Origin of the sequence: Pseudomonas putida, from assembly GCF_028682455.1 — a bacterium.
GTDB classification, from domain to species: domain Bacteria; phylum Pseudomonadota; class Gammaproteobacteria; order Pseudomonadales; family Pseudomonadaceae; genus Aquipseudomonas; species Aquipseudomonas putida_AA.
The window spans coordinates 184,025-206,264 of record NZ_JANHLD010000003.1; the positions used below are offsets into that span (position 1 = coordinate 184,025).

The window sequence follows — 22,240 nt, forward strand, 5'->3', positions numbered from 1 at the left end:
CCTGTTAGTGGGCGACAGCGGCGGCGCCGTGTTCGTCGATCAGTGCACCGTTGTGGAAACGGTCGATGGAAAAGGGTTTGGCCAGCGGGTGCATTTCGCCCTTGGCCAGGCTTGCGGCAAAGACGTTGCCCGAGCCCGGAGTGGCCTTGAAGCCACCGGTTCCCCAGCCACAGTTGAAGAACATGTTCTTGACCGGGGTCTTGGAGATGATCGGGCAGGCGTCTGGCGTGGTGTCGACGATGCCGCCCCATTGGCGGTTCATGCGCACCCGCGAAAGAATCGGGAACATCTCGACGATAGCTTGCAGGGTGTGCTCGATCACCGGGTAGGAGCCCCGCTGGCCGTAGCCGACCCAGCCGTCGATGCCGGCGCCGATGACCAGGTCGCCCTTGTCGGACTGGCTGATGTAGCCATGCACGGCGTTGGACATGATCACGCTGTCGATGATCGGCTTGAGTGGCTCGGACACCAGCGCCTGCAGCGGGTGCGACTCGATTGGCAGGCGGAAGCCGGCGAGCTTGGCCATGTGCCCGGAGTTACCGGCAGTGACCACGCCGACGCGCTTGGCGCCGATGAAGCCCTTGTTGGTCTCCACGCCGATGACCACGCCATTTTCCTTGCGAAAGCCGATCACTTCGGTCTGCTGGATCAGGTCCACGCCCAGGGCGTCGGCGGCGCGGGCAAAGCCCCAGGCCACGGCGTCGTGACGGGCCACGCCACCGCGCCGCTGCACAGTGGCGCCCATGATTGGATAGCGGGTGTTCTTGGAGCAGTCCAGGTAGGGAATCTCTTCGGCCACCTGCCTGGCGTCGAGCAGCTCGCCGTCCACGCCGTTGAGGCGGTTGGCGCTGACCCGGCGCTCGGAGTCACGCATGTCCTGCAGGGTGTGACAAAGGTTGTAGACGCCGCGCTGGGAAAACATCACGTTGTAGTTGATGTCTTGCGACAGGCCTTCCCAGAGCTTCATGGCGTGCTCATAGAGGTGCGCCGACTCGTCCCACAGGTAGTTGGAGCGCACGATGGTGGTGTTGCGCGCGGTATTGCCGCCACCCAGCCAGCCTTTCTCGACCACTGCCACGTTGGTAATGCCGTGTTCCTTGGCCAGGTAGTAGGCGGTTGCCAGGCCGTGCCCGCCACCGCCGACGATGACCACGTCGTAGACCTTCTTCGGGGTGGGCGTGCGCCACATGCGCTGCCAGTTTTCGTGGTGGCTGAGCGAGTGCTTGAAAAGGCCGAAGCCTGAGTAACGTTGCATAGTCTTTACTCCTGGACCACTCAGCGATAAACCGGAAAATCTGCACACAGTGCCGACACGTTCTTCGCGACATCGGCCTCGACATCGGCATCGCCGAGGTTGTCGAGGATGTCGCAGATCCAGCCGGCCAGCTCCACGCACTGGACAACCTTGAAGCCGCGGCTGGTGACTGCCGGGGTGCCGATACGCAGGCCCGAGGTCACGAACGGCGACTGCGGGTCGTTCGGTACGGCATTCTTGTTCACAGTGATGTGGGCCCGCCCCAGGGCGGCGTCGGCGTCTTTGCCGGTCAGCCCCTGGCGGATCAGGCTGACCAGGAACAGGTGGTTGTCGGTGCCACCGGACACCACGTCATAACCACGGTCGATGAACACCTGGGCCATGGCCTGGGCGTTGTCGATCACTTGCTGTTGATAGGTCTTGAAGCCTGGCTCCAGCGCCTCCTTGAAGCACACCGCCTTACCGGCGATCACGTGCATCAGCGGGCCGCCCTGGGCGCCGGGGAACACCGCGGCATTGAGCTTCTTCTCGATTTCTTCGTTGCTGCGCGCCAGGATCAGGCCGCCACGGGGACCGCGCAGGGTCTTGTGGGTGGTGGTGGTGACCACGTCGGCGTAGGGCAGCGGGTTCGGGTACAGGCCAGCGGCGACAAGGCCGGCAACGTGGGCCATGTCGACGAACAGGTAGGCACCGACCTTGTCGGCGATCTGGCGAAAGCGAGGGAAGTCCAGGGTCTTGGAGTAGGCCGAGAAGCCAGCGACGATCATCTTCGGCTTGCACTCAACGGCCAGGCGCTCGACTTCGTCGTAGTCGATCAGGCCCGTCCTGGTGTCGATGCCGTACTGCACGGCGTTGTACAGCTTGCCCGAGGACGACACCTTGGCGCCGTGGGTCAGGTGGCCGCCGTGGGCCAGGCTCATGCCCAGGATGGTATCGCCCGCTTGCAGCAAGGCCAGGTACACGGCGCTGTTGGCCGAGGAGCCGGAGTGCGGCTGGACGTTGGCGTAGTCGGCGCCGAACAGCTGCTTGGCACGATCGATGGCCAGTTGCTCGACTTTATCCACATGCTCGCAACCGCCGTAGTAGCGTTTGCCCGGGTAGCCTTCGGCGTATTTGTTGGTCAGGCCGCTGCCCTGGGCCTGCATGACGCGCTTGCTGGTGTAGTTCTCCGAAGCGATCAGCTCGATGTGATCTTCCTGGCGTTGCTCCTCGGCATCCATCGCCGCCAGCAGTGCATCGTCGTAACCCTGGATCTGGTCTTGCTTGCTGAACATCGCGTCTCTCCCGGCAGCGGCATCGGTCTTGTGGGGCATTTGCCCTTTTCAGCGATGGTATGACCGACGCAGACGGCCCAGATGCCTACGCACGCCTTGCAGTGGTGCGTTTACGACATGCCCCTTGTCGCGGGGCAAGAGCCACCTGTAGGCGCGGGCTTGCCCCGCGACGCTTCTCCGTTCATCCCGGTTGTTTTACAGTGCTCTCCTGCGTCGTACTCAGGACACCGTCATGACAGATCAAAGCCAGCAATTCGCCAGCGACAACTATTCCGGTATCTGCCCCGAAGCCTGGGCCGCAATGGAAAAAGCCAACCAGGGTCATGACCGCTCATACGGCGACGACCAATGGACTGCCCGCGCCGCCGAGTACTTCCGCCAACTGTTCGAAACCGACTGCGAAGTGTTCTTCGCCTTCAACGGCACCGCCGCCAACTCCCTGGCGCTGTCGTCCCTGTGCCAGAGCTATCACAGCGTGATCTGCTCGGAGACCGCCCACGTCGAGACCGACGAGTGCGGTGCCCCTGAGTTCTTCTCCAACGGCTCCAAGTTGCTGACCGCCCGCAGCGTGGCCGGCAAGCTCACCCCCGAGTCGATCCGCGAAGTCGCTCTCAAGCGCCAGGACATCCACTACCCCAAGCCACGGGTGGTCACCATCACCCAGGCTACCGAAGTGGGGACCGTTTATCGCCCTGACGAGCTCAGGGCGATCAGCGCCACCTGCAAAGAGCTGGGCCTGAACCTGCACATGGACGGCGCCCGCTTCAGCAACGCCTGCGCCTACCTCGGCGTCTCGCCGGCCGAGCTGACCTGGAAGGCCGGGGTCGATGTGCTGTGCTTTGGCGGCACCAAAAATGGCATGGCGGTAGGTGAAGCGATCCTGTTCTTCAACCGCAAGCTGGCTGAAGACTTCGACTACCGCTGCAAGCAGGCCGGCCAGCTGGCCTCGAAGATGCGCTTTCTATCCGCCCCGTGGGTGGGCCTGCTGGAATCCGGTGCCTGGCTCAAGTACGGCAGCCATGCCAACCGTTGCGCGCAGTTGCTCAGCGAACTGGTCAGCGATGTGCCGGGTGTGGAACTGATGTTCCCGGTGGAAGCCAACGGGGTATTCCTGCAGATGTCGGAACCGGCCCTGGAAGCCTTGCGCAACAAGGGCTGGCGGTTCTATACCTTCATCGGTAGCGGCGGCGCGCGGTTCATGTGCTCGTGGGATACCGACGAGGCGCGGGTGCGGGAATTGGCGGCGGATATCCGCGCGGCCATGGGGGCCTGAAGCCCCCTGTGGGAGCCAGTGGCGCAGTGACTGGCGCAACATTCGGTAATAGCTGAGCGCTGTGGAAGCTGGCTTGCCAGCGATGGCAAAACCGGCCCTATGCCCATGCTCCCACACCATCCAAACCATCTAAACCGCCTCCTACAGCCTGAACCCACCCATCTGCCGCGCCAGGTCCTCGGCCAGTCCCCGCAGCGCCCGGCAATCCTCCCGACAGCCCTGCACTTCAGCCGCCGTCTGGCGCGCCAGATCGGAAATCCCCTGCACATTACGGTTAATCTCGTCGGTCACCGCCGACTGCTCCTCCGTCGCCGTCGCCACCTGCAGGTTCATGTCGCTGATGTGTTCCACCTGCCCGGTAATGGTGGTCAATGACGCCCCGGTGCGCTGGCTCGACTCCAGCCCGGTGCCCGTCGCCGCCTGCCCGGCATGCATCGAGGCCACCGCATTGCCAGCCCCCTGCTTGAGGCGCAGGATCATGTGCTGGATCTCATCGGTCGACACCTGGGTACGTTGCGCCAGGGTGCGTACCTCATCCGCCACCACGGCAAAGCCACGGCCCATTTCGCCCGCCCGCGCCGCCTCGATCGCGGCATTGAGCGCCAGCAGGTTGGTCTGCTCGGAAATGCTGCGGATCACCGCCAACACTTCGTCGATGGACGCCACCTCCTCAGCCAGCTGGGTCACCGCCCCCGCCGCCAAGCCAATCTCGCCCGACATCCCCTCGATGTGGGCAATCGAACGCTGCACCACTTCACGGGCATGAAGGGCCTCGCTGCGGGCGGTCTGCGAAGCCTGGGCGGCGTTGCCTGCATTCTGGGCGATGTCTTGCACGGTGAGCCCCATCTGGTGCACGGCCGTCGCCACCATCTCGGTCATTTCCTGCTGGCGCAGCGAACGGTCCGCGGTGTTTTCCACCACTTCGGTCACCTGGCTTACAGCCCTGTGCAGATGCTCGGTGGTTCGCAGCACCTCGCCGATCAGGCCGCGCTGGTTGTCCAGGAACCGATTGAACCCCCGCGCCAGATCTCCCAGCTCGTCGGCACGGGCTTCATCCAGCCGGTGAGTCAGGTCGCCACCACCATTGCCGATGGCCATCAAGGCACCGGTTACCCGGCGAATCGGGCGAACAATGCCCCGCGCCAGCAATACCACCAGCAACAGCGACAGCAGGGCAATCGCACCGCCGATCAGGCTGGTCATCCATACCGTATCGCGCACCGGGGCATAGATCTGTGCCTCCGGCACTTCGGCGACCAGCGTCCAGTTCAGGTCGCGCAAAGGCAGGCTCAACGCCAGGTAACCTTCACCGTCACGCTCGAAGCGACTGCTGTGCAGGCTGTCCTTGCGCTCCAGCACGGCCTTGGCGGCCGACTCTCCGATCTGCTCGGCGAGTGTGCGTTGGCCGCTGAGCTGCTGGTCGGGGTGGACCTGGATCAGCCCGTCGCCCCGCACCAGGAACACCCGACCGCGCTCACCGAAGCTGAAGTTGTGGATCAGCTCCGACAGTTCGGTCATGCGCAGGCCCAGGCCGGCGATACCCACCAGCTTGCCGGCCTTTTCCACTCGATAGTCGATGAACAACGCCAGTTCGCCCGTGCTGCCATCGGTGTCGATGTTGAGCAAGCGCGGGTTGCCGCTGTCGATGAAACCGTAGAACCATTTGTCGGCCGGATTGCTGCGACTCAAAGTCCGGTCCAGGCCCTTCTCGTTGTAGTAGTGGCTGGTTTCGGTGGCCGCGAACAACGCGGTGAAGGCCTGGTTTTGCTGCCGTAGGGCTTGCAGGTACTCGACAAACTGCCCCGCCTGGGCCGGGTCTTCGCCCGCCGCCAGCCAGTCGCGCAGCAAGGTGTTGTTGGCGATGTCGGCCGCCGCGGTCAACGGACGGGCGAGCATACGCTCGATGTCGTTACGAATCGCCTCAATGCTCGCCGGCAAGGCGGTCTCGACCAAGTAACGCTCGGTCAGGCGGTTGACCGCCACCGAGTAGATTCCCACCACGACAAGGATGCTCACCAACAGGGCTGCGCCCATGCTTGCGATCAATTGCCATTGGATACTGCGCCGCCAGAACTGCATGAATCTTCCCCTGAGTAAATAAGCCCTGTACTGCAATAGACAGGCCAATTGTATACAGAAGGAAATACAATTATTCCAGTGACCCACGACAATGCCGCCCACTGCCGTCGGGGCAGTGAGCGAGCAAAAGAAGGGTGAACGGTTTTGCGAGGGCCGATCAGCTGTTGCCGATGGTCCGGGCAATCACATCGACCGTGGCGCTGACTTGCTCTTGGTAACGGTCGAGGGCCTGCTGGTGCTGCTGTTGCAGTTCGATCTGCTGGGAGCACAGGTTGAGGGCTGCCAGTACCAGCAGCTTGTCACCGATCAGGGTGGGGTACTTGCGCTTGGTCTCGGCCAGCGACGCATTGAGCATCTGCACGGCCTGGGCCAGGGCCTGCTCCTGGCCTTCGGGGGCCTTGATCGAATAGTCGCTGCCAAGAATCGACACGACATTGATCGGCTGTGCTGGAGTTCTCATGCGTTGACGGCACCGACGCTGGCGCGCTCGACCAGGGCCTGGATACGTGCAGCGGTGGCGCCCTGCTTCTCTTCCTGCTCCATCAGCGACAGCTGCAGGCTTTCGTTTTCGTCCTTGGCCTGGGCCAGTTCGGCGCTGATCTGGGCGTTGCGTTCGGCCAATTCCTGATTTTTCTGTACCAGGTCGCCGACCAGTTGTTCCAATTGACTGAGGGAAGTTTCCAACATGATTACCTTCTCGGGGTTTTTCGGGGGGCGCACACGATAATGAAAAGTCCGCGTGCTAGCCAGGGATATCGGGTTTAGACGCTTCGCGCTGGTGCAGATTGACCCGGCATCCGGGGTCCGGTTCCCCATATTGGCAGCCGCCCGTCAGGAAAGAAGATAGCGGGCTCACTAATTCATCTTCAGCCCCTCAAGAGTTGATTCAGCTGACCGATAGGCAAGTCAGTCTTGAATCTGTCGCACGGATCGCGCCTCCCTTTCCCTCCCGGAATACACCATGTCCCTACGAAACATGAACATTGCCCCACGCGCGTTGCTGGGGTTTTCCTTGATCTGTGCCTTGATGCTGGGCCTGGGGCTGTTCGCCCTGAACCAGATGAGCAAGATCCGCCAGGCCGGCGAGATCATCGAGCAGTCCACCGTCCCGAGTATCACCAACCTCGACCAGCTGACCCAACTGACCCTGCGCCTGCGCACCCTCTCGTACCGCCTGCTGATCAACCGCGAAGCCGAGACGGTGCGAAGCACCCTGCAACTGATCGACCAGCGCCACCAGCAGATCGACGATGCCCGACGGATCTATGAGCCGCTGATTTATGGCCCCCAGGAGCGCGCGGCCTACAACCAGTACGTGCAGTTGCTGACCCAGTACCGGCAACTGGAAAACCGCATGCGTCTGGTCTCGCAGAACAATGACCTCGAGGCCCTGCGCCAACTGATCAACGGTGACATGCTCGAAAGCTCCGAGCAGATCAACAAGATCATGGATCAGTTGGTGGCCATCAACACTGAACAGACCCGGGAGATCAACCAAACGGCGGCCGACCAATACAGCCATGCCGTCGCCCTGGTGATCGGCCTGTTGCTCGCCGCCACGTTGCTGACCCTGCTCTGCGCCCTGCTGCTGACCCGCAGCATCGTCAAGCCCATCGACGAAGCCCTGCAGGCCGCCGAGCGCATCGCCGAAGGCGACCTCACCCGCCGCATCGAAGCCGATGGCCAGGACGAAGCCGCGCGTCTGCTGCGGGCCATGGCCAAGATGCAGAACAAACTGCGCGACACCCTGCAGTTGATCGCAGGTTCCGCCACCCAACTGGCCTCGGCGGCCGAAGAGCTCAACAGCGTCACCGATGAAAGCGCCCGTGGCCTGCAACAGCAGAACAACGAGATCGAACAAGCCGCCACCGCCGTCACCGAAATGACCAGCGCCGTGGAAGAAGTGGCCCGCAACGCCGTCAGCACTTCCGAGGCCTCCCAGGCAGCGACCCGTTCAGCCGGCGACGGTCGTGACCTGGTCCTGGAAACCGTTACGGCCATCGAGCGCATGAGTGTCGATGTGCAAGGCACCGCCGACTTGATCGGCAACCTGGCAGAAGAGTCGCGGGACATCGGCAAGGTACTGGATGTGATTCGCGGCCTGGCCGACCAGACCAACCTGCTGGCCCTCAACGCCGCCATCGAAGCGGCGCGCGCTGGTGAAGCCGGTCGCGGCTTTGCCGTGGTGGCCGACGAAGTACGCGCACTGGCCCACCGCACGCAACAGTCGACCAGCGAAATCGAACGGATGATCGGTAGCATCCAGGGCGGCACCGAGCAGGCGGTCAACTCCATGCGCAACAGCACCGAACGTGCCGAGTCGACCCTGAACATCGCCCGTGGCGCCGGCCTTGCGCTGGACACCATTACCGACGCCGTGGCCCAGATCAACGAACGCAACCTGGTGATCGCCAGCGCGGCCGAAGAGCAGGCCCAGGTCGCCCGTGAAGTGGACCGCAACCTGGTCAACATCAACGACCTGTCGGTGCAGTCGGCCACCGGCGCCCACCAGACCAGCGCCGCGAGTGCCGAGCTGTCGCGCCTGGCCGTGGACCTCAACGGCCTGGTGGCACGCTTCAGCGTGTAGTCATCGCGGGGCTGGCCCGCTCCTGCCGACCTGCTCCACAGGTCGAGTGTTGGTCGCGGTATCAGTACTCGATCCGCACATCCCCTTTCGGCACGCTGCAGCACGACAGGATGTAGCCTTCGGCGACGTCGTCATCGGTGATGCCGCCGTTGTGCTCCATCTCCACCTCCCCGCCCAGTTTGAGGACCTTGCAGGTGCCGCAGATCCCCATGCCGCAGGCCTTGGGAATCATCAGGCCCAGCTTGGCCGCCGCGGCATGCACGGTCTCGCCTGGCGCCACGCGGATGCTTTTGCCGGCCGCGGTGAACTCCACCTGGTGCAGGTCGGCATTGTCCACTTCCGGCGCATCGGCAGCCTGCTCGGCAAGCTCCACCGCGTCGGCCTTGACCTCGGCCGGGGTCGCCCCGAACGACTCCTCGTGGTAGCGGCTCATGTCGTAGCCGCTGCCTTCGAGCAGGCGCTTGACCGCATGCATGTAGGGCGTGGGACCGCAGCAGAAAATCTCGCGCTCCATGTAGTCCGGGGCAATCAGCTCCATCAGTTTCTGGTTCAGGTAGCCGCGGTAACCGGCCCACGGCTCACCCAGGCCGTGCTTCTCGCAAATAATGTGCAGACTGAAGTTATCGATCCGCGACGCCATGTGCTCAAGCTCGCGGTGATAGATGATGTCCTTGGGCGAGCGGGCGCTGTGCACGAACACCATGTCGACATTGCCATTGGTGTCATAGAACCAGCGGGCCATGGACATCACCGGGGTGATGCCGACGCCGCCGCTCAGGTACAGCACCTTGGGGCTCGGGAAGTCGATGGCGTTGAACAGCCCCACCGGCCCGTGCACCGCCAGCTCCTGGCCTTCGTGCAGGGTGTCGTGCAGCCAGTTGGAGACCTTGCCGCCCGGCACCCGCTTGATTGTCACCGAGAAGCTGTAGGGCACCGATGGCGAGCTGGAGATGGTGTAGGAGCGCATGATCGGCACGCCGTCGATCTCAAGCTCCAGAGTCACGAACTGGCCCGGCTTGAAGAAGAACATGATCGGTTGGTCGGCCATGAAACAGAAGGTGCGCACATCCCAGGTTTCCTGGATCACCTTGACGCAACGGACGATGTGGCGGCCGTTGGCCCAGGTCTGGGTGCTGACCGGATTGAGGAAGTTGGACATGCTCGTCTCCACGGCCGACTGCGGCCTGATGGCTGCGATTCTGATCAAGCTGCGACACGAGCACTTTCCTATCCGCGACATCGGCGTGCTTATCGCGACCAGCCCCCTGCTGCAAGGGCTCGCGCGTCGGAAACGGATCTGATCATGTCGTCCATGGATATGGTTCAAGGCGGCTTCGAACGCACACTCCATCGCAAATGAACTGCTGTATCTGAGCCTTGCGTCGCCATAACAACGATTAGCCACTTTCACCGGCCACAAGCACTGGCCACGAGGACCTACACGATGGACGTCACCGCAACTTTGAGTCTGGGCGATCCACTGGAACCTGCGCGCAAGGCCACCGCCGAGATGCTGCAGAACCGCGAGCGCACCTTCTCGCTGCCGCAGCCGTTCTATTGCGACGAGCGCCTGTTCCAGATCGACATGGAAGAAATCTTCCAGAAGGAATGGCTGATCGCCGGGATGACCTGCGAAATCCCGACCAAGGGCAACTTCCTCACCCTGCAGATCGGCAAGAACCCGATCCTGGTGGTGCGCGGTGCCGAAGGCCAGGTGCATGCCTTCCATAACGTCTGCCGTCACCGTGGCTCGCGCCTGTGCACCAGCGAGAAGGGCAAGGTGGCCAAGCTCGTCTGCCATTACCACCAGTGGACCTACGAGCTCGACGGCCGCCTGCTGTTCGCGGGCACCGAAATGGGCGCTGACTTCGACATGAAGCAGTACGGTCTCAAGCCTGTGCATGTAAAAACCGCCGGTGGCTACATCTTCATCAGCCTGGCCGAGAACCCGCCGGCCATCGACGACTTCCTCGCCACCCTGGCTCACTACATGGAGCCCTACGACATGGAGAACACCAAGGTGGCGGTGCAAACCACCCTGATGGAAAAGGCCAACTGGAAGCTGGTGCTGGAAAACAACCGCGAGTGCTACCACTGCAGCGGTTCGCACCCGGAACTGCTCAAGACCCTGCTGGAATGGGACGACGTCACCGACCCACGGGCCGACCAGGCGTTCAAGGACCACGTCGCAGCCTCTGCTGCGGCCTGGGACGCGGAGAAGATCCCCTACGCCCATGCAAGCTTCGGCCTGCGCAACCGTATCGTGCGCATGCCGCTGCTCAAAGGCACCGTGTCCATGACCCTGGACGGCAAGCAGGGCTGCCAGAAACTCATGGGACGGATCAAGAACCCCGACCTTGGCTCGATGCGCATCCTGCACCTGCCGCATTCGTGGAACCACTGCATGGGCGATCACATTATCGTCTTCACCGTGTGGCCGATCAGCGCTCAGGAAACCATGGTCACCACCAAGTGGCTGGTACACAAGGATGCGGTCGAAGGTGTGGACTACGACCCGGCGCGCATGCGCCAGGTGTGGGATGCGACCAACGACCAGGACCGTCGCCTGGCCGAAGAGAACCAGCGCGGGATCAACTCCACGGCCTACCAGCCAGGGCCTTACTCCAAGACCTACGAGTTTGGCGTGGTGAACTTTGTGGACTGGTACAGCGAGCGGGTGCTGAGCAACCTGGGGGCGGCGCCTGCGCCTTATCTCAAAGGTGTGGCTGCACAGTAGCGACCATTAGCGGGGCAAGCCCGCTCCTACCTTGTAGGAGCGGGCTTGCCCGGTGATGCTGTACAAAAAACAACCACCACTCGCAACCCCCCGCCCCCACTGGCCCGCCCCACACAGCAAACACTTTATCCACAGGACAACCCACAGCAATTGTGGGAAACCTGGCTTCGCCCCTGTGGAAAACTTCATCGTCATCAAATCAGGCTAATTGGACGTTTTTTGACCAATACTCTGCAAGCCTTTGAATACGCGGCCCCCAGAGGAAGGCGAACACCTTATCCACAAAGCGACCAACAGACTTTGTGTGCAAAAGTACGGCGCAGGGAAAGGACTTGTGGATAACGCTGAAAGCCGTGTAATTACACGGCTTTAGCGTTATGGAAGGGGGGAAAACAGCAATCTGGACGTTTTTTGATCAATTCTCTGAAAGCCTTGATCCACGGGGCTTTCAGTCATAGGCGAACATATTATCCACAGAGCCACCAACAAGGATTGTGGGTAAGGCGCTCAGCGCAGGACGCCTTCTTCCACCAGCAGTTTGAGAATGGCCTCGGCGCCCGCTTCGGGGCTCATATCCTTGAGAACCTGGCCACCGCCGCCACTGGCCTTGGCAGTCGCCGCTTTCATACGGTCGGCACCGCTCTTGGCCTTGATCACTTTCAGGCGCTTGGGACGTGGCTTGGCCGGTTGCAGTTCTGCACCTGTGAACAACTCGTCTTCGACGATTGCCACTTGCCGTGCAGCCAGGATGCCGCGTCGCGCCGGACCAAAGGCACTCTGGCGCGGCTTGGGCGCGGCGTTATCCACAGTGGCGAGCAGCGGCAGGCGCACCTTGAGCCGGCGCCGCTGCCCACGGGGCAGGGCTTGCAGCACTTGGGCCACACCGTTGTGGATAGATTCGACTTCCGCCAGGCCCACCACCAGTGGCCAGCCCAGACGCTCGGCCAGCAGGAAGGGCAACATGCCCGAACCTTCCCCGGTTTCCGCCTGGCTGCCGGTGAGCACCAGCTGGGCGCCGGCATCGCGCAAGTAATCCCCAAGCACGCCCAGGGCATCGGCACCCGCCGGCTGTTCGAGCACATCAAGCTGCGCCAGCCCCATGCCCAAGTAGGCCCGCAAGGCCGGCTCCCGGGGGTCGCCGGCATGCAGCACCTGCAAGTTATCCCCAGCCAGTTGCAACCCCAGCTCCACGGCCCGGGCGTCTTGCTCGGCCCGCCGGCTGCGGCCCGAGCTTGGGTGGGCACCGATGGAAACCAGACTGACGACCTTGGTACTCATAGTTATCCCCTGCCCTTATGCCGCATCGCGCTTGGCGTCGTTGCGGTAGTTTTCCACAGCCTGGATCAGCGCTTGCAAAATCGCCGCGCTGTCGCCGATCACCGATAGGTCGGCACGTTTGATCATGTCGCAACCCGGGTCCATGTTGATCGCCACCACCTTGTCGCAGGCGCCGATGCCCTGCAGGTGCTGGATGGCCCCAGAGATACCCACAGCCACATAGACCCGCGCCGTGACCCAGGTGCCGGTCGCCCCCACCTGGCGGTTACGCGGCATGAAGCCGTCGTCCACCGCCACCCGCGAGGCACCCTCGGTGGCGCCGAGGGCGATGGTTGCGCGGTGGAACAAGTCCCAGTCCTTGACGCCGTTGCCGCCGGAGACGATGAACTCGGCTTCGGCCATGGCAATCGCTGCCGGGTCCACGGCCACCGGGCCGAGGTCTTCGATGCGCGGCAAGCTGCGCGCCACGCTTGTGGATAACGTTTCGGGCAATGCTTCGTGCCGGGTTTCGCTGACCGGCTCGGCGCATTCGGCGGCCGCCAGGATCAAGCGGGGCAAGCCGCTAATGAGATCCTGCTGGCCGGCACCGGCGCGACCGCTGCACTGCCCGTCCTTGACCTGCCACACCCGCGTGGCCGGGCGCTCGCCCAGGGCCGCGGCAAAGCGCCGGCCCAGTTCGCCGCCACCGGTGCGGCTGTCGGGCAGCAGCCAGTGGCGCGGGTTGAACTGGTTATCCACAGCCCGCAGGCCCTGGACCAGTTGCTCCGGCGCATAACCGTCGAACTCGTCGCCTTCGATGACCAGCAGGCGGTCGACACCGGCTGTGGAAAAGTTGTTTTCCTTGTGCTCGCCGAATATCACCGCCAGCACCGCCCCATCACTGCCGGCCAGGCTGTGGGCAAGGCCGAGGAGGTCGCGGTCGTGGCTGCCCAGGCGACCACCGACCATGTCGGGTACCACGGCGATGTAGAACGCCGGCGCGGGCACCTGGTGCAACGGCAGCTCGACCGCCACCGCTGCCGTACGCTTGTTGCTGGTGCCCTGCTGAACACCGCTGCGGTCGATGCGCTTGATGCCGTTGGGGCCGATAAAGCCGACTCCGTGGGGGTTCTTGCGGACGATGCCGTTAGGGCCCATCCAGCTGTGCTGCTGGGTCTGCTGCATGGCCGCATGCAACGGGTGCAGGCGGTTGCGGGCGATCCATTCGGCGCGCGGGTCACGGCGAATAATGTCGCTCATCAGTGCACCTCCGCAGGTTCACGCTTTGCCGGTGCCGGTTTGTTCGCAAGCGCCTGCTCTTCGAGCAGGGCATCGGCCACCAGCTCGGCCAGGTCCTTGATCAATGGTCGCGGTTCGACCACGCCTTCGAGCATCGCGGTGCACTGTGGACAACCCACGGCAACCAGTTCGGCGCCCGTCTCGCGGATGTCGTCCATGCGCATGTCGGGAATCCGCTGCTTGCCGGGGATGTCGGTGATCGGCGCACCGCCGCCACCGCCGCAGCAGCGGGAACGAAAGCCCGAACGCTGCATTTCCTTGACCTCGATACCCAGGGCGCGCAGCACCTCGCGGGGCGCCTGGTATTCGCCGTTGTAGCGGCCCAGGTAGCACGGGTCGTGATAGGTCACGCTGCCGCCCTTGTGCTGGCCGAGGTTCAAGGCGCCGGCACCGATCAATTCGGCAATGTAGGTGCTGTGATGCTGCACAAGGTATTCGCCGCCAAAAGCCCCGTACTCGTTCTTGAGCACATGGAAGCTGTGCGGATCGCAGGTGACGATGCGCTTGAAGCTGTACTTGGCCAGGGTCTGGATATTACGCCTGGCCAGTTGCTGGAAGGTCGCTTCATCACCCAGGCGCCGCGCCACGTCGCCGCTGTCTCGTTCCTCCAGGCCCAGCACGGCAAAATCCACCTGGGCTGCCTTGAGCACTTTGACGAACGCACGCAGGGTGCGCTGGTTACGCATGTCGAAGGCACCATCGCCCACCCAGAACAGCACGTCGGTGACCTTGGTGTCGCTGAGCAACTTGAGGCTCAGGTCCGCCGCCCAGTTCATCCGCCCGCCCGGGGCAAAGCCGCCGGGGTTGTCGGTGGCAATGAGGTTGTCGAGGACTTCGGCGCCCTTGTTCGGTGTCGCGCCCTTTTCCAGGGTCAGGTGGCGGCGCATGTCGACGATGGCATCGACGTGCTCGATCATCATCGGGCACTCCTCCACGCACGCGCGACAGGTGGTGCATGACCAGAGGGTTTCGGCATCCACCAGGCCGTTGACGATCGGCTGGTGCGGGTTGCCGCCGTGCTCGCCGATCGGTTTGCCCGGGTAGGGGCTGCCGGCGAACTTGGCATCGGTGCCGCCGGCCAGGCCGACGACCATGTCCTGGATGAGCTTTTTCGGGTTCAGCGGTTGCCCGGCGGCGAAGGCCGGGCACGCCGCCTCGCACTTGCCGCACTGCACGCAGGCATCGAAACCGAGCAGCTGGTTCCAGGTGAAATCCTTGGGTTTTTCCACACCCAGCAAGGCCTGTGGATCTTCCAGGTCGAGCGGTTTAAGGCCGGTGGAGCGGCCACCCGCAAAGCGCTCGGCGCGCCGGTGCCAGGCCAGGTGCAAGGCACCGGCGAAGGCGTGCTTCATCGGCCCGCCCCAGGTCATGCCAAAGAACAGCTCGGACACACCCCAGAGCACCCCGAGCCCCAGCAGCGCAACCAGTACCCAACCGCCAAAGCCTTCGGGCAGGATTCCGGCCACCGGCAAGGTGGCGATGAAGAAGCTGGCAGCGAACACCAGCAGGCTTTTCGGCAGGCGCATCCACGGGCCCTTGGACAGGCGCGAGGGCGGGGCAAGGCGGCGCTTGTAGACGAACAGCGCCCCGGTAAACATCAACACCGTGGCGAACAGCAGGGCATAGCCGAGGATCTTGTTGTGCAGGCCGAAACCGTGCACCAGGATCGCCAGCAGCGCCGCCAGGACAAAACCACCGGCTGTGGCGACGTGGGTATTGGCCATGTATTTGTCGCGGGCGACCACATGGTGCAGGTCGACCATGTAGCGCCGGGGCATGGCCAGCAGCCCACCGAGCAGATCGACTTTCGACGGCCGGCCTTGGCGCCACATCCGCATGCGCCGCAAGGCGCCGAGGACAGCCAGGCCCAGGGCGGCGAACAACAAAATGGGGATCAGGGTGTTCAACATGGGAAGCTCCCAGTAGGAGCGGGCTTGCCCCGCGATGGCGGTGTATCGGACCTACCGCTATCGCGGGGCTAGCCCGCTCCTACAACACAGGTCAGAAGTCTTTGCACAGGCGCAAGGCGTCGTAGATGGCGGCATGGGTGTTGCGCTGCGCCACGCAGTCGCCGATGCGGTACAGCAGGTAGCCCTCGCCCGGCTGGCTGAGAATCGGCTGCGGCTGGATCGCGAACAGGGCCTCGATGTCAATCTGGCCCTTGTTGCGCGAACCTTCCTTGAGCCCGTAGTAGAGCGCTTCGTCCGGTCGCACGCCGTTCTCGATCACCACCTGGTCCACCACCCTTTCCTCTTTGGCACCTGTGTATTCGTTCTCCAGCACCGCCACCAGCTTGTCGCCCTCGCGGTAGACCTTCTCCAGCATCAGGTCGCCGGTCATAATCACTTCCTTGGGGTACATGCTGCGGTAGTAGGTGGGGAACGACGTACCTCCTATGGCCACACCCGGCTTGATGTCGTCGGTGACGATCTCGACCTGGCTGCCCTTGTCGGCGAGGTAGTCGGCCACCGACATGCCGGTGAACTCGCAGATGGTGTCGTACACCAGCACGTTCTTGCCCGGCGCGACCTTGCCGTCGAGCACGTCCCAGCTACTGACCACCAGGCCTTCGGCCGCGCCCCAGTGCTCGTTCTGCTCAAGGAACGGATGCCCGCCCACGGCCAGTACGATCACATCCGGGCGCAGGTCCTGGATGGTTTCGATATCGGCGGCAGTGCCCAGACGCAGATCGACCTTCAAGCGTGCCAGTTCCAGCTGGTACCAGCGGGTAATGCCGGCGATCTGGTCGCGTTGCGGGGCCTTGGCGGCGATGGTGATCTGCCCGCCGATGGCGTCCTTTTTCTCGAACAGGGTGACGTCATGGCCACGCTCGGCCGCCACCCGCGCCGCTTCCATGCCCGCAGGGCCGGCGCCGACCACCACCACCTTGCGCTTGGGCCCGGTGGATTTTTCGATGATGTGCGGCACGCCCATGTATTCACGTGAGGTGGCGGCGTTCTGGATACACAGAACATCCAGGCCCTGGTACTGGCGGTCGATGCAGTAGTTGGCACCCACGCACTGCTTGATCTGGTCGATCTGGCCCATCTTGATCTTGGCGATCAGGTGCGGGTCGGCGATGTGCGCACGGGTCATGCCGACCATGTCCACATAGCCGCCCTCAAGGATCCGCGTGGCCTGGTTCGGGTCCTTGATGTTCTGTGCGTGCAGCACCGGTACCTTGACCACTTCCTTGATACCGGCGGCCAGGTGCAGGAACGGCTCCGGTGGATAACTCATGTTGGGGATAACGTTGGCCAGGGTGTTGTGGGTGTCGCAGCCCGAGCCGATCACGCCGAAGAAATCGAGCATGCCGGTGGCGTCGTAGTACTTGGCGATTTCCTTCATGTCCTCGTGGCTCAGGCCATCGGGGTGGAATTCGTCACCACAGATACGCATGCCCACGCAGAAATCCGGGCCAACCTCGGCACGCACGGCCTTGAGCACTTCCAGGCCGAACTTCATGCGCCCTTCAAAGCTGCCGCCCCATTCGTCGGTACGCTTGTTGACCCGCGGGCTCCAGAACTGGTCGATCATGTGCTGGTGCACAGCCGACAGCTCGACACCGTCCAGGCCGCCCTCCTTGGCCCGGCGCGCCGCTTGCGCGTAGTTGCCGATCACCCGCCAGATCTCCTCCGGCTCGATGGTCTTGCAGGTGGCGCGGTGCACGGGTTCGCGGATGCCCGAAGGCGACATCAGGGTGGGCCAGTTGAAGCCGTCCCAGCGCGATCGACGGCCCATGTGGGTAATCTGGATCATGATCTTGGCACCATGCTTGTGCATGGCATCGGCCAGGTTCTGGAAGTGCGGAATGATGCGGTCGGTGGACAGGTTCACCGACGCCCACCACTCCTGCGGGCTGTCGATGGCCACCACCGAGGACCCCCCGCAGATGGCAAGGCCGATACCGCCCTTGGCTTTCTCTTCGTAGTACTTCACATAGCGGGCGGTGGTCATGCCGCCATCGGTGGCGTAGACCTCGGCGTGCGCGGTGCTCAGGACCCGGTTGCGGATGGTCAGTTTGCCGATCTGGATCGGCTGGAACATTGCTTCGAAAGCCATGGCGGGATCCTCGACTTACAACGGCTTGACGATGAACAGGCCGTCGTCGTGGCCTTCTTCCGAACCGCCGTAGACTTGCTCGGCGACCGTGCGAATCTTGCTGCCGCGCGCTGCCAGGATCTGATCCATGGCCCCGGCGAACCAGCCGGTGAACATGTAGTCGACCTTGCGCCCGACCTTGCCGTACACATAGACGAAGGCCGAGTGCTCGAGCTTGACGCTGGCAGTGCCCTTGTCCAGGTCGATGTCCTGGATCTTGAACAAGCCCCAGCCCCGCTGCGACAGGCGCTTCATGTAGTGCTCGAACACCGCCACACCTTCCAGGCCGTGGCATTCAGCCTCTTTTTCGCACCAATGCCAGGCAGACTTGTAGCCGGCCTTGTAGAGGATCTCGGCGTAGGCGTCTGCGCCCAGCACTTCCTCGATGCCCATGTGGTTGTTGACGAAAAAATGCCTTGGCACGTACAGCATCGGCAGGGCATCGCTGGTCCATACACCGGTTTCGCTGTCGACTTCGATAGGCAATTGCGGGGCGATCTTGGCCATGGAAACTCAACTCCAGAAAATAGGATTGGCTGCCCCTGCGCCTGTGGCAGGGGTCGAAAGACAGTGACTGGCGGCTTATTCGCCCCAGACTTCACCGAGGATGTTCACCCAGTTCTCGCCCATGATCTTGCGCACCACGCGCTCGGAATGGCCGCGCTTGAGCAGGGTCTCGGTGAGGTTGGGGAACTCGCCCACGGTGCGGATGCCCAGCGGGTTGATGATCTTGCCGAAGTTGGTCAGGCGCCGGGCGTAGCCCTTGTCGTGGGTCAGGTACTCGAAGAAGTCCTGGCCATGGCCCTGGGTGAAGTCGGTGCCGATACCGATAGCGTCTTCGCCGACGATGTTCATGGTGTATTCGATGGCTTCGGCGTAGTCGTCGATGGTCGAGTCGATGCCCTTGGCCAGGAACGGCGCAAACATGGTCACGCCGACGAAACCGCCGTGGTCGGCAATGAACTTGAGTTCCTCGTCAGACTTGTTGCGCGGGTGCTGCTTGAGCCCGGAGGGCAGGCAGTGGGAGTAGCACACCGGCTTTTTCGATTCGAGGATGACTTCTTCCGAGGTCTTGGAACCGACATGGGAGAGGTCGCACATGATGCCTACACGGTTCATCTCGGCGACGATCTCGCGACCGAAACCCGACAGGCCGCCATCGCGCTCGTAGCAGCCGGTGCCCACCAGGTTCTGGGTGTTGTAGCACATCTGCACGATGCCCACGCCCAGCTGCTTGAACACGTCTACATAGCCGATCTGGTCCTCGAAAGCGTGGGCGTTCTGGAAGCCGAACAGGATGCCGGTCTTGCCCAGCTCCTTGGCCTTGCGGATGTCGGCGGTGGTGCGTACCGGCATGACCAGGTCGCCGTTCTCGCGGATCAGCTTCTGGCTGGCGGCGATGTTGTTGACCGTGGCCTGGAAGCCCTCCCAGACCGACACCGTGCAGTTGGCAGCGGTCAGCCCGCCCTTGCGCATGTCCTCGAACAGCTCGCGGTTCCATTTGGCAATGATCAGCCCGTCGATAACGATGCTGTCGGCGTGTAATTCGGCTGGGCTCATCAGGCTGTCCCCTTTATTGGCGTTACCTGCGCCGAATCGTCTGCCGGCGCTTTGGGACCAGCATATGCCTAGGCGACAGGTCGCTAAGATGCAAAAACGACAGGGGAATTACCGAAAGCGTCAAAGCGCGACAAAGGCTGGGCGAAAGCCTGGGCAGCGGCGCTTTGCTAGTTCCATCGGTGAATAAATGTTCATCTACGCCGCACGCTTTTTTATAGCGCCAGCGGCTACCCTGTTCTTTGCCCAGGCGCTGAGCGAGAATCGGCGCCCATGTTTTTGCAGGCTTTGGAGGATGTCGCAGATGAGATCGATGGTAGGGCTGGCCCTGGTGTTGCTGGCATTCGGCGCCCAGGCGCAGGAGGACGAGAGCGCCACACCGTGCGACAACGTGGAAACCGACCCGCAGGCCTATGAATGCGCCCTGTACAGCCGCCAGAGCGCCGAACGTGAACTGACTGCCGCCTTCAACGACCAGCTCGATCGCATCAAGGAGCAATACAGCGGCCAGCCGACGCAGATTGCCGAGTTGAGCAAGCGCCTGCGTGACGCCGAGGCCGTGTGGCAACAGCTGCGTGACGCCGACTGCAAGGTCGAGACCTACGCCGAGAAACCTGGCAGCACAGCCTTCGAAGTCGCCCAGAACACCTGCCTGGCCCAGCGCAGCGATGATCGCTCCGAGTACTTGCAATCGCTCGGCCTGCAATAACCCCTATCCCGAGGTATGAATGAAAGTCTGCGGAATCGAAATCAAGGGCAGTGAAGCCCTGCTGGCCGTTGTCGTGCTGGAGGCCGGGAACCCGGTCCATATGGCCCTGGCGACGAAAAAGATCGCTCTGGAAGACAACGAACTGGCGGACAACGTCAAAACCTTCGCCAGCCACGCCCGGCAATTTGTCACCGAGCACGGCATCACCCACCTGGCCATAAAGAAACGCAGCAAGAAAGGCGACTTCGCCGGTGGCCCCACCACTTTCAAGATCGAGGGCCTCCTGCAGCTGCTGGAGGCGTGCGAAGTGGCACTGGTTTCGCCACAGACCGTCAGCGCCCAGGCCAAGAAGCACAACATCGAGCCGCCCGCCTCGATGAACAAATACCAGCACGAAGCCTATAAAAGCGCCTGCGCCCTGCTGCTCACCCGCCGCTGATCGCCGCCGCCCTATCGCCTTGCAGGCTTCTCAGGCGGGCATTTCCCCAAGACTCAGGCCATTGATTCCAATCCCCCACCAAGGGATCGGATGAATGGCGGTTGAGTTAGGAAGATAGTTAGAAGTGCGAGCAGCTATGAGTTCACTTTGCGTGAAAACCAGCGCCTCGGCTTTACTTTGCCAGGAAGGCAAAACGCCTGAATAATGGCACTTATAAAAGCGACCCACCTTATTACGTAATCATTCCCGAAAACATGTTCGGAAGGCCGATAAAATATCACATAGCCATTGGCCGCCACACTGTACTGGCACACACCCAACAGCATGAAAAAAGTAAAAAATACCCAAAAAACTCCAGGTGTAAGATTAGGACCTGAAATCCTTCTTGAGATCGCGTAAACAATCAAGAGTATCACTAGAGACACTAAAGCATACAAAACCTGCACAGCAACAGAATTAATCGTCACGTTCACCGGCCTCCAAATACATAGCACCTATTGTTATTCCATCGGAAAAAGCCCCAAGCGCCAAAGCCCCTTTACTTGTATTTTCGTACCCACGCACATAATCAGCCCGTACATACCTGAACAGTCGCCATGCATCATGGTTTTAATACAAGCCTGCCAATGCCGTAGGCAGATAACCCTAGATCCATAGCACCATACGCCATATTTCCTTCGAAAGTTCCACCGCCCATATTTTCGGCGATTTTCTGATACACCGTCCTGACAGGCCCTTGTGTATCTGAACGACCTTCCCACAAGTTCCGCCCATTTTCATACACATTGTTGGCCCCATGAGCCATCAGAGGTGCCCCCGCAAAGGCGCACAGCGTGCCAGCTGAGCCATAGCAGATCCCAGCACCAGCGGCGAATTGCACCACGCCTGCAATCGTACCAACGCCTTTCCGAGCGATCTCCAATGATTGACTGAGCAAGCTACTCTGTTCGCTCTTTATGGCTTTCAGAGCCTGGTCAGCTGTTTTTTTTCCTTGCGCAACGTCATTTACAATGGATTTCGCATAATAAGAGACTTCTCGATTAAATCGAATTCGCAATGTGCCATCTTCAATGTGGCGAGCGCCAATCGTACAGGCTTGATTCATCAAGCTACCAGCCGCCTTGCTCACCCCCCAGTAATCACAACTGCTGGGTATGCAGTTGTTCTTTAACGGCACTTTTACTCGCTCCATGAGCTGTACCCACTGGTCCCTGCCAAGTGATGAGTCCAGGTAATATCACGGTATCGAATGGCGAGGTGCTCTTGAGGTTCAACATCATTTTGTAAAACAATATGGGGCATATCAAGCGTCATATCCACAACAAGTGCACCTGAAATTTTAACCGTATAGAACTTCTCCTGAATGCCAAAAGAAGAAATTCGGTAGAAATCTATAACGCAATTTAGCTCCTCTCTACTCGATAGTGCTTGAGCCAGCAAAGGCGATGATTTATCAACATTCTTTGTAATGGTGACCGGATTGTGAGTTGACTTGTTAATATTCCCGATACTGGCCATGTTATGAGTGTACGACAGCACCATAATTTCGTCCGCATGCGCTGTTTGACATTTATTACCAATAGACGCTTGAGTTGAACAGCCCGCAGAAATAAGACCTTGAGCCTTGCCAACAATTTTCATGTAGCCATGACTGGACATACAACCGTTTCCTT

20 protein-coding genes and 2 pseudogenes are annotated in these 22,240 nt (G+C 61.8%); 7 read left to right on the forward strand and 15 right to left on the reverse strand.

From position 1 onward, the window contains the following. Window positions 1-4 precede the first annotated feature (4 nt). Together NPS58_RS17985 and NPS58_RS17990 are read right to left on the reverse strand one after the other, a co-directional pair. A complete protein-coding gene (locus NPS58_RS17985) occupies window positions 5-1,255 on the reverse strand; it encodes a sarcosine oxidase subunit beta family protein (RefSeq protein ID WP_274116697.1) in 1,251 nt (416 codons plus the stop codon). 20 nt (window positions 1,256-1,275) lie between these two features. Further along, window positions 1,276-2,529 (reverse strand): serine hydroxymethyltransferase, encoded by a 1,254-nt coding sequence (locus NPS58_RS17990; RefSeq protein WP_274116698.1) that lies wholly within the window; start codon window positions 2,527-2,529, stop codon window positions 1,276-1,278. Between the two features lie 232 nt (window positions 2,530-2,761). Here NPS58_RS17990 and NPS58_RS17995 point away from each other — a divergent pair, with 232 nt between their 5' ends. Next, window positions 2,762-3,802 (forward strand): low specificity L-threonine aldolase, encoded by a 1,041-nt coding sequence (locus tag NPS58_RS17995; protein WP_274116699.1) that lies wholly within the window; start codon window positions 2,762-2,764, stop codon window positions 3,800-3,802. A 141-nt stretch (window positions 3,803-3,943) separates the two neighbouring features. Here NPS58_RS17995 and NPS58_RS29660 read toward each other — a convergent pair whose 3' ends face one another. The 4 genes and pseudogenes from NPS58_RS29660 to NPS58_RS18010 form a co-directional block, all read right to left on the reverse strand. Then, on the reverse strand, window positions 3,944-4,681 hold the full coding sequence (locus NPS58_RS29660; protein WP_425313099.1) for a methyl-accepting chemotaxis protein: 738 nt from the start codon (window positions 4,679-4,681) through the stop codon (window positions 3,944-3,946). 126 nt (window positions 4,682-4,807) lie between these two features. Continuing rightward, window positions 4,808-5,881 (reverse strand): annotated as a pseudogene (locus tag NPS58_RS29665) (HAMP domain-containing protein); the annotation flags it as partial. Window positions 5,882-6,038: 157 nt separating this feature from the next. Continuing rightward, entirely contained in the window at window positions 6,039-6,341 is a 303-nt protein-coding gene (locus tag NPS58_RS18005) for a cell division protein ZapA (RefSeq protein WP_274116701.1), read from the reverse strand. Beyond that, on the reverse strand, window positions 6,338-6,568 hold the full coding sequence (locus tag NPS58_RS18010) for a hypothetical protein (protein WP_028942234.1): 231 nt from the start codon (window positions 6,566-6,568) through the stop codon (window positions 6,338-6,340). The genes NPS58_RS18005 and NPS58_RS18010 overlap by 4 nt, the downstream gene beginning before the upstream one ends. A 289-nt stretch (window positions 6,569-6,857) precedes the next feature. Here NPS58_RS18010 and NPS58_RS29670 point away from each other — a divergent pair. After that, window positions 6,858-7,613: pseudogene (locus tag NPS58_RS29670) on the forward strand (MCP four helix bundle domain-containing protein); the annotation flags it as partial. Continuing rightward, window positions 7,605-8,468 (forward strand): methyl-accepting chemotaxis protein, encoded by an 864-nt coding sequence (locus NPS58_RS29675; RefSeq protein ID WP_425313100.1) that lies wholly within the window; start codon window positions 7,605-7,607, stop codon window positions 8,466-8,468. The pseudogene NPS58_RS29670 and the gene NPS58_RS29675, both read left to right, overlap by 9 nt. 61 nt (window positions 8,469-8,529) lie before the next feature. On the opposite strand, the gene gbcB is transcribed toward NPS58_RS29675, so the two are convergent. Continuing rightward, window positions 8,530-9,627, reverse strand: coding sequence for a glycine-betaine demethylase subunit GbcB (gbcB, locus tag NPS58_RS18020; RefSeq protein ID WP_274116703.1), 1,098 nt, complete (start codon window positions 9,625-9,627; stop codon window positions 8,530-8,532). Between gbcB and NPS58_RS18025 the strand changes: the two genes are divergently transcribed. After that, window positions 9,626-9,769 carry a hypothetical protein gene (locus tag NPS58_RS18025; RefSeq protein ID WP_274116704.1) on the forward strand — a complete coding sequence of 48 codons (144 nt, stop codon included), beginning with the start codon at window positions 9,626-9,628 and terminating at the stop codon, window positions 9,767-9,769. The genes gbcB and NPS58_RS18025 overlap by 2 nt on opposite strands. Window positions 9,770-9,912: 143 nt before the next feature. Further along, the gene (gbcA, locus tag NPS58_RS18030; protein ID WP_028942237.1) at window positions 9,913-11,205 is read left to right on the forward strand and encodes a glycine-betaine demethylase subunit GbcA; all 1,293 of its coding nucleotides are present in this window, start codon (window positions 9,913-9,915) and stop codon (window positions 11,203-11,205) included. Between the two features lie 507 nt (window positions 11,206-11,712). On the opposite strand, the gene NPS58_RS18035 is transcribed toward gbcA, so the two are convergent. The 6 genes from NPS58_RS18035 to NPS58_RS18060 form a co-directional block, all read right to left on the reverse strand. Continuing rightward, window positions 11,713-12,483 (reverse strand): electron transfer flavoprotein subunit beta, encoded by a 771-nt coding sequence (locus tag NPS58_RS18035; RefSeq protein ID WP_274116705.1) that lies wholly within the window; start codon window positions 12,481-12,483, stop codon window positions 11,713-11,715. 15 nt (window positions 12,484-12,498) lie between these two features. Then, window positions 12,499-13,722: an electron transfer flavoprotein subunit alpha/FixB family protein gene (locus NPS58_RS18040; RefSeq protein WP_274116706.1), complete on the reverse strand. Its 1,224-nt coding sequence runs from the start codon at window positions 13,720-13,722 to the stop codon at window positions 12,499-12,501. Further along, window positions 13,722-15,671, reverse strand: coding sequence for a dimethylglycine demethylation protein DgcB (gene dgcB, locus NPS58_RS18045; protein ID WP_274116707.1), 1,950 nt, complete (start codon window positions 15,669-15,671; stop codon window positions 13,722-13,724). The genes NPS58_RS18040 and dgcB overlap by 1 nt, the downstream gene beginning before the upstream one ends. Window positions 15,672-15,762: 91 nt before the next feature. Further along, the gene (dgcA, locus tag NPS58_RS18050; protein WP_274116708.1) at window positions 15,763-17,823 is read right to left on the reverse strand and encodes a dimethylglycine demethylation protein DgcA; all 2,061 of its coding nucleotides are present in this window, start codon (window positions 17,821-17,823) and stop codon (window positions 15,763-15,765) included. A gap of 15 nt (window positions 17,824-17,838) precedes the next feature. Then, window positions 17,839-18,369: a 4-vinyl reductase gene (locus NPS58_RS18055; protein ID WP_003177589.1), complete on the reverse strand. Its 531-nt coding sequence runs from the start codon at window positions 18,367-18,369 to the stop codon at window positions 17,839-17,841. Window positions 18,370-18,444: 75 nt separating this feature from the next. Next, window positions 18,445-19,422 carry a dipeptidase gene (locus NPS58_RS18060; RefSeq protein WP_274116709.1) on the reverse strand — a complete coding sequence of 326 codons (978 nt, stop codon included), beginning with the start codon at window positions 19,420-19,422 and terminating at the stop codon, window positions 18,445-18,447. 301 nt (window positions 19,423-19,723) lie between these two features. Here NPS58_RS18060 and NPS58_RS18065 point away from each other — a divergent pair, with 301 nt between their 5' ends. Further along, complete coding sequence (locus NPS58_RS18065; RefSeq protein WP_274116710.1) at window positions 19,724-20,128, forward strand: lysozyme inhibitor LprI family protein; 405 nt, start codon at window positions 19,724-19,726, stop codon at window positions 20,126-20,128. A 19-nt stretch (window positions 20,129-20,147) separates the two neighbouring features. Continuing rightward, window positions 20,148-20,567, forward strand: coding sequence for a DUF3010 family protein (locus NPS58_RS18070; RefSeq protein ID WP_274116711.1), 420 nt, complete (start codon window positions 20,148-20,150; stop codon window positions 20,565-20,567). A 601-nt stretch (window positions 20,568-21,168) separates the two neighbouring features. Here the strand turns inward: NPS58_RS18070 and NPS58_RS18075 are convergent. Beyond that, window positions 21,169-21,759, reverse strand: a complete 591-nt coding sequence (locus NPS58_RS18075) for a DUF4225 domain-containing protein (protein WP_425313083.1) — start codon at window positions 21,757-21,759, stop codon at window positions 21,169-21,171. Beyond that, entirely contained in the window at window positions 21,747-22,226 is a 480-nt protein-coding gene (locus NPS58_RS18080) for an Hcp family type VI secretion system effector (RefSeq protein WP_274116712.1), read from the reverse strand. The genes NPS58_RS18075 and NPS58_RS18080 overlap by 13 nt, the downstream gene beginning before the upstream one ends. Window positions 22,227-22,240 lie beyond the last annotated feature (14 nt).

Excerpts from the sequence above, each read along its gene's own strand:
- NPS58_RS17985 (WP_274116697.1), bottom strand. The coding sequence starts at position 1,255 with ATGCAACGTTACTCAGGCTTCGGCCTTTTCAAGCACTCGCTCAGCCAC.
- NPS58_RS17990 (WP_274116698.1), bottom strand. The coding sequence starts at position 2,529 with ATGTTCAGCAAGCAAGACCAGATCCAGGGTTACGACGATGCACTGCTG.
- NPS58_RS17995 (WP_274116699.1), top strand. The coding sequence starts at position 2,762 with ATGACAGATCAAAGCCAGCAATTCGCCAGCGACAACTATTCCGGTATC.
- NPS58_RS29660 (WP_425313099.1), bottom strand. The coding sequence starts at position 4,681 with ATGACCGAGATGGTGGCGACGGCCGTGCACCAGATGGGGCTCACCGTG.
- NPS58_RS18005 (WP_274116701.1), bottom strand. The coding sequence starts at position 6,341 with ATGAGAACTCCAGCACAGCCGATCAATGTCGTGTCGATTCTTGGCAGC.
- NPS58_RS18010 (WP_028942234.1), bottom strand. The coding sequence starts at position 6,568 with ATGTTGGAAACTTCCCTCAGTCAATTGGAACAACTGGTCGGCGACCTG.
- NPS58_RS29675 (WP_425313100.1), top strand. The coding sequence starts at position 7,605 with ATGCAGAACAAACTGCGCGACACCCTGCAGTTGATCGCAGGTTCCGCC.
- NPS58_RS18025 (WP_274116704.1), top strand. The coding sequence starts at position 9,626 with ATGCTCGTCTCCACGGCCGACTGCGGCCTGATGGCTGCGATTCTGATC.
- gbcB (WP_274116703.1), bottom strand. The coding sequence starts at position 9,627 with ATGTCCAACTTCCTCAATCCGGTCAGCACCCAGACCTGGGCCAACGGC.
- gbcA (WP_028942237.1), top strand. The coding sequence starts at position 9,913 with ATGGACGTCACCGCAACTTTGAGTCTGGGCGATCCACTGGAACCTGCG.
- NPS58_RS18035 (WP_274116705.1), bottom strand. The coding sequence starts at position 12,483 with ATGAGTACCAAGGTCGTCAGTCTGGTTTCCATCGGTGCCCACCCAAGC.
- NPS58_RS18040 (WP_274116706.1), bottom strand. The coding sequence starts at position 13,722 with ATGAGCGACATTATTCGCCGTGACCCGCGCGCCGAATGGATCGCCCGC.
- dgcB (WP_274116707.1), bottom strand. The coding sequence starts at position 15,671 with ATGTTGAACACCCTGATCCCCATTTTGTTGTTCGCCGCCCTGGGCCTG.
- dgcA (WP_274116708.1), bottom strand. The coding sequence starts at position 17,823 with ATGGCTTTCGAAGCAATGTTCCAGCCGATCCAGATCGGCAAACTGACC.
- NPS58_RS18055 (WP_003177589.1), bottom strand. The coding sequence starts at position 18,369 with ATGGCCAAGATCGCCCCGCAATTGCCTATCGAAGTCGACAGCGAAACC.
- NPS58_RS18060 (WP_274116709.1), bottom strand. The coding sequence starts at position 19,422 with ATGAGCCCAGCCGAATTACACGCCGACAGCATCGTTATCGACGGGCTG.
- NPS58_RS18065 (WP_274116710.1), top strand. The coding sequence starts at position 19,724 with ATGAGATCGATGGTAGGGCTGGCCCTGGTGTTGCTGGCATTCGGCGCC.
- NPS58_RS18070 (WP_274116711.1), top strand. The coding sequence starts at position 20,148 with ATGAAAGTCTGCGGAATCGAAATCAAGGGCAGTGAAGCCCTGCTGGCC.
- NPS58_RS18075 (WP_425313083.1), bottom strand. The coding sequence starts at position 21,759 with ATGGAGCGAGTAAAAGTGCCGTTAAAGAACAACTGCATACCCAGCAGT.
- NPS58_RS18080 (WP_274116712.1), bottom strand. The coding sequence starts at position 22,226 with ATGTCCAGTCATGGCTACATGAAAATTGTTGGCAAGGCTCAAGGTCTT.